This window comes from Halopseudomonas litoralis, from assembly GCF_900105005.1.
GTDB classification, from domain to species: domain Bacteria; phylum Pseudomonadota; class Gammaproteobacteria; order Pseudomonadales; family Pseudomonadaceae; genus Halopseudomonas; species Halopseudomonas litoralis.
The window spans coordinates 2,098,908-2,110,961 of the sequence record NZ_LT629748.1 but is presented as its reverse complement, the minus strand read 5'-3'; the positions used below and the strand labels follow the sequence as shown (position 1 = coordinate 2,110,961).

General features: G+C 61.4%; 19 protein-coding genes and 1 pseudogene. All 20 read left to right on the top strand.

The genetic code is table 11. The features are described 5' to 3' along the window. The first annotated feature begins 67 nt into the window (after nucleotides 1-67). The 20 genes and pseudogenes from BLU11_RS10260 to avd all read left to right on the top strand — a co-directional run bounded on the left by BLU11_RS10260 (nucleotide 68) and on the right by avd (nucleotide 11,820). Nucleotides 68-901 (top strand): GPO family capsid scaffolding protein, encoded by an 834-nt coding sequence (locus BLU11_RS10260; RefSeq protein ID WP_090273251.1) that lies wholly within the window; start codon nucleotides 68-70, stop codon nucleotides 899-901. Between the two features lie 22 nt (nucleotides 902-923). Further along, complete coding sequence (locus BLU11_RS10255) at nucleotides 924-1,931, top strand: phage major capsid protein, P2 family (RefSeq protein ID WP_090273250.1); 1,008 nt, start codon at nucleotides 924-926, stop codon at nucleotides 1,929-1,931. Nucleotides 1,932-1,933: 2 nt separating this feature from the next. Further along, complete coding sequence (gpM, locus tag BLU11_RS10250) at nucleotides 1,934-2,638, top strand: phage terminase small subunit (protein ID WP_090273249.1); 705 nt, start codon at nucleotides 1,934-1,936, stop codon at nucleotides 2,636-2,638. A 97-nt stretch (nucleotides 2,639-2,735) separates the two neighbouring features. Continuing rightward, entirely contained in the window at nucleotides 2,736-3,194 is a 459-nt protein-coding gene (locus tag BLU11_RS10245; RefSeq protein ID WP_090273248.1) for a head completion/stabilization protein, read from the top strand. Then, complete coding sequence (locus tag BLU11_RS10240; RefSeq protein ID WP_090273247.1) at nucleotides 3,194-3,403, top strand: tail protein X; 210 nt, start codon at nucleotides 3,194-3,196, stop codon at nucleotides 3,401-3,403. Before BLU11_RS10245 ends, BLU11_RS10240 begins: the two co-directional genes overlap by 1 nt. 38 nt (nucleotides 3,404-3,441) lie before the next feature. Continuing rightward, nucleotides 3,442-3,756 carry a phage holin, lambda family gene (locus tag BLU11_RS10235; RefSeq protein WP_090273246.1) on the top strand — a complete coding sequence of 105 codons (315 nt, stop codon included), beginning with the start codon at nucleotides 3,442-3,444 and terminating at the stop codon, nucleotides 3,754-3,756. Continuing rightward, nucleotides 3,753-4,577 (top strand): N-acetylmuramidase domain-containing protein, encoded by an 825-nt coding sequence (locus tag BLU11_RS10230; protein WP_090273245.1) that lies wholly within the window; start codon nucleotides 3,753-3,755, stop codon nucleotides 4,575-4,577. Before BLU11_RS10235 ends, BLU11_RS10230 begins: the two co-directional genes overlap by 4 nt. Next, a pseudogene (gene lysB, locus BLU11_RS10225) lies at nucleotides 4,574-4,984 on the top strand (Rz-like lysis system protein LysB); the annotation flags it as partial. The gene BLU11_RS10230 and the pseudogene lysB, both read left to right, overlap by 4 nt. Beyond that, a complete protein-coding gene (gene lysC / locus BLU11_RS19540; protein WP_407920253.1) occupies nucleotides 4,866-5,159 on the top strand; it encodes an Rz1-like lysis system protein LysC in 294 nt (97 codons plus the stop codon). The pseudogene lysB and the gene lysC, both read left to right, overlap by 119 nt. Next, a complete protein-coding gene (locus tag BLU11_RS10220) occupies nucleotides 5,110-5,595 on the top strand; it encodes a phage tail protein (RefSeq protein ID WP_090273243.1) in 486 nt (161 codons plus the stop codon). Before lysC ends, BLU11_RS10220 begins: the two co-directional genes overlap by 50 nt. Continuing rightward, entirely contained in the window at nucleotides 5,592-6,047 is a 456-nt protein-coding gene (locus BLU11_RS10215; protein ID WP_090273242.1) for a phage virion morphogenesis protein, read from the top strand. Before BLU11_RS10220 ends, BLU11_RS10215 begins: the two co-directional genes overlap by 4 nt. 61 nt (nucleotides 6,048-6,108) lie before the next feature. Beyond that, the gene (locus tag BLU11_RS10210) at nucleotides 6,109-6,681 is read left to right on the top strand and encodes a phage baseplate assembly protein V (protein WP_231702189.1); all 573 of its coding nucleotides are present in this window, start codon (nucleotides 6,109-6,111) and stop codon (nucleotides 6,679-6,681) included. Beyond that, nucleotides 6,678-7,028 carry a GPW/gp25 family protein gene (locus tag BLU11_RS10205; RefSeq protein WP_090273240.1) on the top strand — a complete coding sequence of 117 codons (351 nt, stop codon included), beginning with the start codon at nucleotides 6,678-6,680 and terminating at the stop codon, nucleotides 7,026-7,028. The genes BLU11_RS10210 and BLU11_RS10205 overlap by 4 nt, the downstream gene beginning before the upstream one ends. Next, nucleotides 7,025-7,924, top strand: coding sequence for a baseplate assembly protein (locus BLU11_RS10200; RefSeq protein WP_090273239.1), 900 nt, complete (start codon nucleotides 7,025-7,027; stop codon nucleotides 7,922-7,924). Before BLU11_RS10205 ends, BLU11_RS10200 begins: the two co-directional genes overlap by 4 nt. Then, complete coding sequence (locus tag BLU11_RS10195) at nucleotides 7,917-8,543, top strand: phage tail protein I (RefSeq protein WP_157718656.1); 627 nt, start codon at nucleotides 7,917-7,919, stop codon at nucleotides 8,541-8,543. Before BLU11_RS10200 ends, BLU11_RS10195 begins: the two co-directional genes overlap by 8 nt. A 1-nt stretch (nucleotide 8,544) precedes the next feature. Further along, entirely contained in the window at nucleotides 8,545-9,015 is a 471-nt protein-coding gene (locus tag BLU11_RS10190) for a hypothetical protein (RefSeq protein WP_090273237.1), read from the top strand. 11 nt (nucleotides 9,016-9,026) lie between these two features. Continuing rightward, entirely contained in the window at nucleotides 9,027-9,428 is a 402-nt protein-coding gene (locus tag BLU11_RS10185; RefSeq protein ID WP_090273236.1) for a hypothetical protein, read from the top strand. 2 nt (nucleotides 9,429-9,430) lie between these two features. Next, the gene (locus BLU11_RS10180) at nucleotides 9,431-10,159 is read left to right on the top strand and encodes a hypothetical protein (RefSeq protein WP_090273235.1); all 729 of its coding nucleotides are present in this window, start codon (nucleotides 9,431-9,433) and stop codon (nucleotides 10,157-10,159) included. A 9-nt stretch (nucleotides 10,160-10,168) separates the two neighbouring features. Next, entirely contained in the window at nucleotides 10,169-11,419 is a 1,251-nt protein-coding gene (locus BLU11_RS10175; RefSeq protein ID WP_090273234.1) for a hypothetical protein, read from the top strand. A gap of 53 nt (nucleotides 11,420-11,472) precedes the next feature. Continuing rightward, entirely contained in the window at nucleotides 11,473-11,820 is a 348-nt protein-coding gene (gene avd / locus BLU11_RS10170) for a diversity-generating retroelement protein Avd (protein ID WP_157718655.1), read from the top strand. The last annotated feature ends 234 nt before the right edge of the window (nucleotides 11,821-12,054 follow it).

Sequence of the window (12,054 nt, the reverse complement as noted above, 5' to 3'; positions counted from 1 at the left end):
CGGCGCTGCATGCCGACCATGGCCTCAACTCCTACGCCCACCACGTAGCCACATTGAGGTTTGCCGCATGAAGAAGAAATTCCGCTCCAAATGGTTCCAGGTCGCCACTGAAGGCGCCACCACGGATGGCCGCCAGATCGAGCGCTCATGGATCGAAGAAATGGCCGCGCAGTACGACCCAAAGACCTATGGCGCGAGAATCAACTGCGAACACATCAAGTGGTCCTGGCCGGGCGGGGAGTTCGGCGCTTACGGCGACGTGCTGGCACTGAAAGCTGAAGAAGTCGAAATCGGCGGCAAGAAAAAGCTGGCCCTGTACGCTCAGATCGAGCCCAACGAAGCGCTGCTCGCGCTGAATAAGGATCGACAGAAGATCTACACCTCAATCGAAGTCCGGGAAAAGTTCGCAGACACCGGCAAGGCCTACCTGGTCGGCATGGCTGTCACGGATTCCCCCGCCAGCCTGGGCACTGAAGCCCTGGCGTTCAGCGCGCAGCACGGGACACTGAAAGAACGCAAGACGCACGAAGACAACCTGTTCACCGCCGCGGAAGAGGCGGAAATTGAATTTGAGGAGACCAGCGAAAACGATGCTAAGGCCACCGGCATATTCAAGCGTGTCGCTGATCTCCTCAGCAAGAGCAAGGAAAAAACGGTCAAGGATGACGCCCAATTCTCCGAGCTGACTGATGCCGTCGAGGCGCTGGCCAACCATGCCAGCAAGCAGAACGACGATTTCTCCAGCCTGCAAGAAAGCCATAAGGCGGCTGCCGAGAAAATTGAAAAGCTCAGCAGCCAGCTGACAGAGCTGACCACCAAGCTCAGCAACCAAGCTGACCCAAATCAAACCCAGCGCCCCCCTGCCACCGGCGGCGGCGATACCGTCCTGACCCAGTACTGATACGGATCCTTCGGAGAACATTATGCGCAACACAACACGGATAGCATTTACCCAATACTTGGGGCAGGTAGCTAAGGTCAACGGCGTCGCATCGGCCGCCGAGAAGTTCGCAGTCGAGCCGACGGTTCAGCAGCGCCTTGAAACAGCCATTCAGGAAGCCAGCGGGCTACTGCAGCGGGTCAACGTCATCGGCGTTACCGATATGACCGGCGAAGCGCTGCTGCTTGGCGTGAACGGCACTATCGCCGGCCGCACCGACACATCCGACAACAAGCGCCGCCACCCGCGCGACGTTCACGCGCTGTCGAAAGACAGCTACGCCTGTAAAAAAACCGACTTCGACATCGCCTTCCCCTATGCGCTGCTTGACGCCTGGGCCAAGTTCCCCGACTTCCAGACCCGGCTATCCGGCGCAGTAGCACAGCGCCAAGCGCTGGACCGCATCATGGTCGGCTTCAACGGCACGTCGGCTGCGACGACAACCAGTCGCGCTACCAACCAGTTGCTGCAGGACGTCAATATCGGTTGGTTGCAGAAGATGCGCACTGGCGCGCCAGACCGGGTCATGGACGAGGGCGATGTAGCTGGCAAGGTCACTGTTGGCGCTGCCGGGGACTATAAAACCCTGGACGGCCTGGTCTTTGACGCCGTGCAGATGCTGGACCCATGGCACCGCAAGCACCCCGACCTGGTGGTGCTGGTCGATCGCGGCTTGCTCCACAGCAAACTCCTGTCCGCAGTCGAGAAAGGCGCCAACTCCAACCAGGAGGAAAACGCGACCGACGAGATCATCAGCAAGGCCCGCCTGGGCGGCCTGCCGATTGTCGACGCGCCTTTCTTCCCCGATGGCACCGTGCTGGTCACCACCCTGTCGAACCTGTCCCTTTACTGGCAGGAAGGTGCGCGCCGCCGCCATGTCAAAGACGAGCCAGAGTACGATCGTATCGGTGACTACCAGTCATCCAACGACGCCTACGTCATCGAAGACTTCGGCTTGGCGGCCCTGGTAGAAAACATCGAGGCGGTATAACCATGCTGAGCCCAGCCCAACGCAACCAGCTGCGCAAACGCGCAGCTCTGGAGTCCGCAGCAGTCGAGCCTGCCATGTCGATGGAAGGGGCGACGGCGTACGAACATCAACTGATGGCGCTGAATCAGGACCGCTTGCGGTTAAAGCAGGTGCAGTCGCAGCAGGGTAAGGCGGAGCTGAAGCGTCAGCTGATCCCTGCGTACGCCCCGTATATCGAAGGCGTTCTGGCTGCCGGCAAAGGTGCTCAGGATGAAGTACTGACCACCCTGATGGTTTGGTGCATCGATGCCGGTGATTATGCCCAGGCTCTGGCCATTGGCGCCTATGTGCTTGAGCACTCGCTGAAGATGCCCGACCGCTTTGCACGAACCACTGGTTGCCTACTCGCTGAAGAAGTGGCCAATGGCGCGCTGAACAAGCTCAAGGCCAGCGAGGACTTCGACAGCTCGGTGCTTTACACGGCAATGGAGCTGACAGCCAAACATGATATGCCAGATGAGGCGCGCGCCAAGCTGCACCTGGCCATCGGAAAAGCGCTGCTGGTGTATGCCGAAGCCAACCCGACAGATGAGCTGTATGCAGTCACCCTGGATCAGGCCCGCATCAACCTAGTCCGCGCCATTGACCTGCACAGTAATTGCGGCGGAAAGAAAGACCTGGAAAAGGTCGATCGCCTGCTGAAGAAACACGCCGAAACTATCGGCTAACCGAGCGTCCCCCCAGCGCCCGCCGGCGCGGGGTGCAAAGCAGGGCTGATTTCTCCCTTGCTGCGCACCCCGCCCACCGGCGACTTGGAGCAGCATCATGAGCGCATTCGTCGCTAGCGGAAAAACTGCAGATTTCACCCTAACCAACGATGACTGGTTCCCAGACATCGACGCGAACATTGCCCGCGAAAGACTGAGACTGGACGGCGCCGTCACCGACACACGCCTGGAGGCCGCCCTGGTCAATGCCATGCTCAGCGTCAACCAAGAGCTTGCCGCCTACAAAGCAGGCCATGCAGCGCAGCACCACGCCCTGGAAGACATTCCAAGTTCCGAAATCGACGGCGTCAGCCGCCTTGTAATTCTGTATAACCGCGCCGTGACATGCATCGCCGGCGCTGAACTGGTTGAGCGATACCGCAGCTACGACACTAGCGCCGATGGCGACCGAAACGCCGAAGCGCTGACCCCCAGTATTGACGAGCTCCGGCGAGACGCCTGGTGGGCCATCCGCGACCTTGCCGGCCGCGCACGCAGCACGGTTGAACTGATCTGATGGACATCGTCCGCGCCAACAAAAACGAGCCCGTAGACGCGATCTGTTGGCGGCATTACGGCCGCACCGCAGGTGTTACTGAGGCTGTTTTAGAGGCAAACCACGGGCTGGCGGATATGGGCACCTTTCTGCCCGCCGGCTATCCAGTCGCCCTTCCAGAGATCGAGGAGCAGGCCGAGCAGGCCGGCACAGTGAACCTATGGGACTGACACCAGCAATTCCCCGCGGGGACAAAGGAATGAAGCGCATGCCTGATAGACCGGAAACCTGGCTGTGGCTTGCCACTTGGCTGGAACACAACTTCCCGGCGCTGTATGCCGGAGCACTGGCCATGCTGGTGGCCATCTGGCGAATCATTTACAGCGGCGGACGGTTCCGCCAGCTGGCACTTGAAGCCCCACTTTGCGGCCTGCTCGGCGTTGGCGTCTCCTATGGGCCGTCACTCATAGGCGCACCGGCGGAGGCGGGCGTGTTTTTCGCATGCATGGTCGGTCTGTTCGGCGTCGAGGCAAGCCGCGCCGCTGCTGCCAAATTCATCAGGAAAAAGGTAGACATCCTATGACCAGCACACTCCGCCTCGGCGATAAAGGCCACGCGGTTCGCGACCTGCAGGCAGGACTGAAACGCGCCGGCGCGAGCCTGTATGTCGACGGCGACTTCGGCGAGAAGACCGAGGCGGCAGTGATGGCGTTCCAGCTACGCGCCGGGTTGGTAGTCGACGGCCTGGCCGGCACCAAGACCTTCCAGGCGCTGGCCGGTAGCGACTGCAGCGCCCTACTGAAAGAAGCCGACCTGGTCCGCGCAGCCGATCGCCTTGGCGCCGACCTGGCCGCAGTCAAAGCCGTCAACGAAGTCGAAAGCCGGGGCGAGGGGTTCTTCGCTCCAGGCAAGCCAGCCATCCTGTTTGAACGCCACATCATGCGCCGCCGGCTATTGCTGGACGAAGGCGAAGAGGATCTGAAAGGCCGGGTCGCATCACTGGAGCAGGCGCACCCCGGCCTGATCAACAAACGCCCCGGCGGCTACGCTGGCGGTTTGGCGGAATACCCGCGACTGGCCCGCGCAAAGATGATCGATACACCGTGCGCGATCGAGTCGGCGAGCTGGGGGCTATTCCAGATCATGGGCTTCCACTGGAAAAACCTCGGGTATGACAGCGCCCCCGACTTCGAGGCAGCAATGCAGGCCAGCGAAGCCAATCACCTTGATGCGTTCGTGCGGTTTATCGAGGCCGACCCAGCCCTGCACAAAGCACTGAAAGCGCACAAGTGGACCGCCTTCGCGCGGATCTATAACGGCCCGGCCTACGCCCGCAACCTGTATGACGTGAAGCTGCAGCGCGCCTATGCCCGGCATGCTGAGCACCTGCAGGCTGCCGCATGAGCGCGCTACGGCAGGCCCTGTACGGCGCCGGCCTTATCGCGGCGCTATGCCTGCTGATCTGGAGCCAGCAAAGCCGCATCGAGCGCGCCATCGAAGAGCGGGCCACCGCCCAAGGGCAGTCCCTGCAGGCGAAGCGAGAGACCGCCAGGCACCAGCAATTGATAGACCAGCTGGAGCAGGAGCTGGCTGTCGAGCGGGCTGCCCAGCTTGCACTCCGCAACCAGCAGGCCGGGATCCGCCAACAGCTGCAGCAGCGACAACAACGAATTAGGGAGCTCACCCATGAAAATCAACTGTTACGCGACTGGTCTGCTACTGATCTGCCTGGCACTGCTCAGCGCCTGCGCACCCGTCCAGCCATTACCGGCGCCGCAGATTATCAGGCTTGGCTGTCCCGCAGTGACGCCCTGCATTCTGCCCGCGACCAGCCCGGCGCAGAACGGCGACCTGCTGACTGACGCCGATCGCATCGAGGCCGCCTGGGCTGAATGCGCCGCCCAGGTCGACATCATCTACCAATACCAGGTGACCCATGAACAAGCCCGATTCACTCCGCGAGCACTTGACGCGAGCCATCCCTGAGTTGCGCAAGAACCCTGACCGCCTGCTGGTATTCATCGACAACGGCACCATGCGCAGCACCGCAGCGCCGGGCCTGTCATTCGAATACAGCTACACCTTGAACCTGATCTTCACCGACTTCGCCGCCCATCCGGACAGCATCGCTGTTCCTTTGTTCGCATGGCTCTTGGACAACCAGCGAGAGCTGATGGAAAACCCGGCCCGGGCAAAGGAATCAGTACAGTTCGAGGCCGACATTCTCGACAACAAGAAAGTGGATCTATCGATCACACTGCCGTTAACCGAGAGGGTCATCGTAAAGCAGCAAGCAGACGGCACCTTACAGGCCACACATCCACCGGAGCCGCAGATCGACCAGCCATTCGAGGCCAGGCGCTGGCAAACGACTGATGCGGCTGGCAACGTACTTGCTGAGTGGGACAGCCCTGCGCCGTGAGTGACGACCTGAAAGCCCTTGAAGACTGGGCCGGCGCCCTACTGGCCAAGCTGGAGCCTGGAGAGCGACGAAAGCTAAACCAAGGCATCGCCCGCGACCTGCGCAAAAGCCAGCAGCAGCGTATTACCGCCCAGCGCAACCCCGACGGCACCCCCTACGCCCCGCGCAAGGCCAAAAACTTGCGCGGCAAACAGGGCAGGGTAAAGCGCAAGATGTTCACCAAGCTGCGTACCGTCAAACACCTCAAGCTGCAGAGCAACGCCAGCAGCATCGGTATCGCCTTCATGAGCCGCACAGCACGGTTGGCCAGAGTGCATCAGTACGGATTGCGAGATAGGCCCGCCCGTAACTCGCCAGAGGTGCGGTATTCCAAGCGCGAACTGCTTGGGTTCAGTGCCAGCGACCTCGATATGGTCCGCGATCGCCTGCTCGACCATCTTTCCGAGCTGTAGCCCGCCATCCTACAAACCCAGACCCATGCCCGCGCGCGCATAACGCGGCAACATCCACGGCATGAACCCAATCGCCGATTTACGCCGCCGCCTCGACAACATGATCCGCCCTGGCACCATTTACGCCGTGGACCATGCCCAAACCCGATGCCGAGTGAAAACCGGCGACCTCCTGACCGGCTGGCTGCGCTACTTCGTCGGCCGCGCCGGATCCGTTCGCCGCCATAGCGCCCCCAGCCTGGGGGAGCAGTGCACCGTGTTCAGCCCCAGCGGGGAAATGGCCACCGGATTTGTTTTGGTAGGCATCAACAGCGATCAATTCCCGGCTCCCAGCGTCAGCCCATCCCTGGATAGCACCACCTATGCCGACGGCACGTGGTTTGGCTATGACATGGGCAGCAAAGAGATGACCGTCATCATGACGACCGGCGGAAAGATTACCGCTTACGCGCCCGGCGGCGTTGCGATCCATGGCGACGTCACCATCACAGGCACCGTTACCGTCAGCGAGGACGTTGCCGTCAAAGGCTCCGTTAAAGCCGATAAGGACGTGGTTGCCAGCGGCGTGGATCTGGTCACGCACACGCACGGTGGCGTAGAGCGCGGCAGCAGCAGAACAGAGGCCCCGCAATGATCGGCATGGACCGCATTACCGGCAAGCGCCTGACCGGCATTGATCACCTGCGGCAGAGCGTCACCGACATTCTCACTACTCCGATCGGCTCACGCGTCATGCGCCGCGATTACGGGTCATTGCTGCCTGAGCTGATCGACCAGCCACAGAACGCATCCACCACAGTGCAGCTGTACGCCGCCACTTGCGCCGCACTGCTGCGCTGGGAGCCTCGTATTCGCCTGTCACGTGTCAGCATCCAGAGCACCGCCGCCGGCCGCAGTCTGATTGACCTGGAAGGCGAGCGCACAGAAACCAATGAGCCAGTCAGCCTGCAGGTAGCGATACAAATGGGGGCCGCATCATGAGCAGCTTCACCACGGTCGACCTTACCCTGCTGGATCCGCCGGACATCGTCGAAGCGCTGGACTACGAAGTCATCTTCGAGCGCAAGCTGGCCACACTCGTCGAGCTGGACCCCGAGTTCAATGCCCTGGTCGAATCAGACCCGGCCTACAAGATCCTGCAGCTATCGGCTTACGACGAGATGATGCTGCGCCAACGCATTAACGAGTCCTGCCGTGCGCTCATGCTGGCCTATGCCCAAGACGCTGACCTGGATCAGATCGCCGCGAACTTCGGAGTGCAGCGCCTGGTTGCAGCCTCGGGGGACCCGAGCGCGATTCCACCGGTGCCCGAGACTTATGAAAGCAACGAAGATTTGCGCCGCCGAGTGCAGCTTTCGTTTGAAGGCTTCACCACGGCCGGAAGCCAGGGCAGCTATGTCTTTGCCGCCCTGAATGCCAGCGGCATGGTTCGAGACGCCAACGCTGACAGCCTGGTGCCGGGAGAAGTCCTGGTTTACGTGCTCAGCAGAGAAGGAAACGGGACAGCCTCTGAGCAGCTCATCGAAGCTGTCCGGGCGGCAGTCAATGCTGAAAAAGTCCGACCGATGACCGATAAGGTCACCGTGCTGTCGGCGGCCGTGAACGAATACGAGATCGAAGCCGTTATCACCACCTACCCAGGCCCCGATAGCGAAGTGGTGCGCGCCGCAGCACAGGCCGCCGCGCAAGATTATGTCGACGCCATGCACCGCATGGCCTATGACGTCACCCTGTCCGGCCTGTATGCAGCGTTACATCAGGCAGGCGTGCAGCGAGTGGACTTGATCCAGCCCGCCGCGACCATCGTCAACGGCGAAGGCCAAGCATCCTACTGCACCTCGATCGCGGTGACCGTGGCGGAGAATTATGATGTCTAGTCTGCTGCCTCCCAGCTCCACCGCCCTCGAAAGCGCACTTGAAAAGGTCGCCACTCGATTCGACGGCATCCCGGTACCGCTCCGCCAGATCTGGAACGCAGACACCTGCCCCGAGAACTTGCTGCCGTGGTTGGCCAGAGCGGTATCGGTCGACGTATGGGACACCAATTGGTCATCCGAGCAGAAGCGCGCTGCGATAAAAACCTCTATCGAGGTTCACCGACGCAAAGGCACCATCGGCGCCGTGCTCGAAGCGCTGCGCGCCCTTGGCTTTGAAGCGAGAGTCCAGGAGTGGTTCAACCAGGTGCCGCAGGCGCCGGAATACACCTACCGCCTGATCCTTGAGGCCAGCCAGACCGGATTCAGCCGCTCCGATATCGACCTGCTGCTGATGATGGTTGACAACACCAAGAACCTGCGCTCGCACCTGACCCACATGGCCCCGATCATACAAACCCAGGCAGGCCCGCGCACCGCATCCGTCGCCGGCCTGGGCAGCGAGCTGACGCTGACGCCAGGCATCGAGCAGGAGATCTCCATTCTGCCCGGCTTCTTCTCCGCAGAAGCGCTGATCAACAACGTCACCAACTATGCACTCGCGCAGACACTAGGGAACTGAAATGGCCAACCTACCCTTTGACCAAGCCGCCCAGCGCTTCCAGGACAACGAGCAGCGCCTCAACGTATTCATCAACGCGCCGGCGGCCGAGACGGTTTACCTGACGGTTGATGGGGATCCAGTACCAACACTGCCGTTCCTCCTGCCAGCAGTTGAAGCCGCCAGCGCTGCAGCCCGCGCTGACGCGATACGCGCGGATGCCGCGGCGGATGCCGCCTGGCTATCTGGCGGCGTTTACACCACGGTCGCCGAAGGGCTGCGCGAGACCGCCAACGAGCGTTATTTCTCGGTACCCACCGATGAGGCAGCGACATACCTGGCCCTGTATCGCAACGAAGGCGGCGTCGCCAGAGGAATCAAGTTCTACCCCAGCGCGGAGGCAGTCGAGAACGTCCGCATCGGCATGGCAGGCATTGCCACCGGCCTGGTGCGCACACAAACCCTGATGGTGCAGAGCAATGGCTTTGAATGAAGGAGACCGCCATGGCTGTTGATCCGACCGCGCTTGAAGAGATCCTGCGCACCGGTCCGGCACAGATCGACCTGCCGATCTACCAAGGGGCCAGCTTCACCATGCCCATCAGCTGGCACACCGAAGATGAAGCCGGTGAACGCAACCCCGTGGACCTGTCCGGCTGCTCGGTACGCATGCAGTTTCGTCGGCGCGTCAATTCGCCCGCCGTAGAGCTCGATCTCGGCGCTGCGAGCTACATCCGCATCACCGATCCACTGCAAGGCGAGATGCTTATCGACTTGCCGCCAGCCGTCACTGCCGCCCTGGCCTTTCGTTCCGGCGTACACGACATAGAAGTCGAATTTTCCGGCGGTGAAGTTTTGCGCTTCGCAAAGGGCATCGTTGTAGTTGATCGAGAGGTAACCAGGTAGCCATGAACGATACAACCGTCATCACCAAACCGGTGGTCCAGCCGATTGAAGTGACCAGCAATACCAGCCAGGGCATCCCCGGCATTTCCGCTTACCAGGTTGCTGTCCGCAACGGATACCAAGGCACCGAGCCGGAATGGGTAGACCTGATCGAGCGCGCCGCGCCATCAGCTGTACAGGCTCAGGAAAGCGCCCACGCCAGCCAGCTGGCCAAGCAAGAAGCCGTTACAGCAAAGGAGTACGCGCACGCCAGTCAGCTGGCTGCCAGCCAGTCTGCACAAAAGGCAGAGGCTGCAGAATCCGCCGCCACTGAGTCGCTGGGGAAAGTCAAACCCCTTGAGGAGGCTGCTCGGGGCGCCTCACAGGCCGCCGCCATCGCCGCCGGCACTGCAGTAGATGCTGCTGACTCAGCAAAGAATGACCGTGACGCCGCTGCCAACAGCGCCCTGTCCTCCAATAACTCACGCCAGTCTGCGTTGAGCAGCAAAGTGCTGGCAGAACAAAGCGCCACCACCGCAAGCAGCGCCGCCTCCGCAGCCCAGGGCAGCGCTTCCGTAGCATCGCTGGCACGGGATGTCTCTATTGAGCATGCCAATAAGTCCGAGACTGCAGCAGGCGTTGCCACCGAGCAGGCGCAGATTGCCAGCGCCATCCTGCCGGCCTTCGCCGGCATGGCCACAGATATTGTTCGCACCCAGACCATCATCATCAACCACCACGGATTCAATTAGGAGCAGCCCATGTCCCTGGACGTCCAGATCAGCGATCTAATCGCAGCAACCACGGATCTCACCGAGGCCGTCAACGTCAAGAAGCAAGTGCTTGACGACCGAGCCGACACAGCAACCGGCGCCGCTGACGAAGCCGCAACCAGCGCAAGCGAGGCCCAGGCCTCGGCCAGCGCCGCCGCCGGATCCGCTGGAACCGCAACCCTGAAAGCCAATGCTGCCGCCGCCAGCGCAGACACCGCAGCCTCCATCGTTACCGGGGGTACCGCGACACTGGAGCCAGCCGCCGGAAAGATCCCGTTGGCAAACAGCAAAGGCCACATTTCACCGGACTGGTTCATCGTCGATCAGCTGCGCGCCTCAGTCGAAGCCGCAAGCGGCGGCCGCATGACCGTGCTGTACACCGCCAACGGCGCACCGTGCCACATGCATGTGTTCCCAGCTTTTAACCTTGAGGATGTCGCCCCCGGCGGCGAGCTGGGCAGCGGCCTACACCCAGCCTTCATCTTCAATGGCCAGCCCGCGTCGGAAATCTTCGTCGGCGCCTATCTGTCATCGATGATGGGCAGCGAAGCCGTAAGCCTGCCGATGGCCGATCCGCGCACGAGCATCAACTTCGACAGCGCTCGCGGCCTGTGCAAAGCCAATGGCTCGGGCTGGGACATGATGAGCAACTTGGACTGGGCCGCTATCGCGCTCTGGTGCATGGCCAATGGTTACCAGCCGAACGGCAACACCGATTACGGTCGGCATCACACCAACAAATGGGAGGCAGCGCGCCGTCAGGACGGCTTTGCGCCGGGCGGCAGCGGCACCGCTCGCACGCTCACCGGATCCGGGCCTGCAGCCTGGTCGCACGACGGTACACCTGCAGGAATCCATGACCTGGTCGGCAACGTCTGGGAGTGGATAACCGGCATGACGCTACAGGACGGCCGCGTCTGGCTGGCACCGGACAATGGCCTGACCGACGAACCCTCGCTGATCGACACCGGGTTTGACCTGTCGAATGCCACCCAGTGGGCAACTCACTCAAGCGAAGGCGCAAGCATGCTGGTTAAACAGTCGCTGATCGCCCCAGCAACCCCGGCACTGTCGCCTGAAGGCCGCCTGTACGTCACTGCTGAAGGTGAGCGCATGCCGTATCGCGGCGGGGATTGGTATAACGCGGGCATTGCTGGCCTGGCCGCGTTGAGCCTCAACCGCGACCGCGCGAATTCGACTTCGACTCGTGGCTTCCGTCTCCGCTTTCGCGCTCAGTAATCTGCGGTCTGCCGTCTGTCTGGCCCGGCGATAGCCGGGCCTAAGGGTTTTATGTGTCACAGCAAGATTTGCAAATCAGACTGAAGGTTGAAGAAATGATCCTTTATGCCTACTCACCGCTGCGCAACTTTCCGAAGGCGGAAAAGCACGTGCTGTCGGCGGAAATCCGCCAGTGCATGTTCCGCCTGTTGCGCCTGGTGGTAGTCGTCAACCGCCGGTACCACAAGAAAACCACCATGCAAGACCTGGACGCGGAGCTGGATCTGCTGCGCTCATACGTCCGGCTATCGCATGAACTCACCTTTCTACCCTTCCGCCAGTACGAGATCTGGTCCCGCCAACTGGCGGAACTCGGTCGCATGATCGGTGGATGGCTGAACTGGGCGAAGGCCCAGTCATGAGAGAAGGGTCTGGCGTCAACAGTGAGCGCATGCCGAATCGCGGCGGGAATTGGAATAACGCGGGCAATGCTGGCCTGGCCGCGTTGAACCTCAACAACGACCGCACGAATTCGAATTCGAATCGTGGCTTCCGTCTCCGCTTCCGATCCTTGACGAGCCAGAAGTGCTGCCGTTACGGCGACAGCTCCAGTGCTCGATCGAAAGGATGTCAGATCCCCGCCGCAAGGCGAAAAA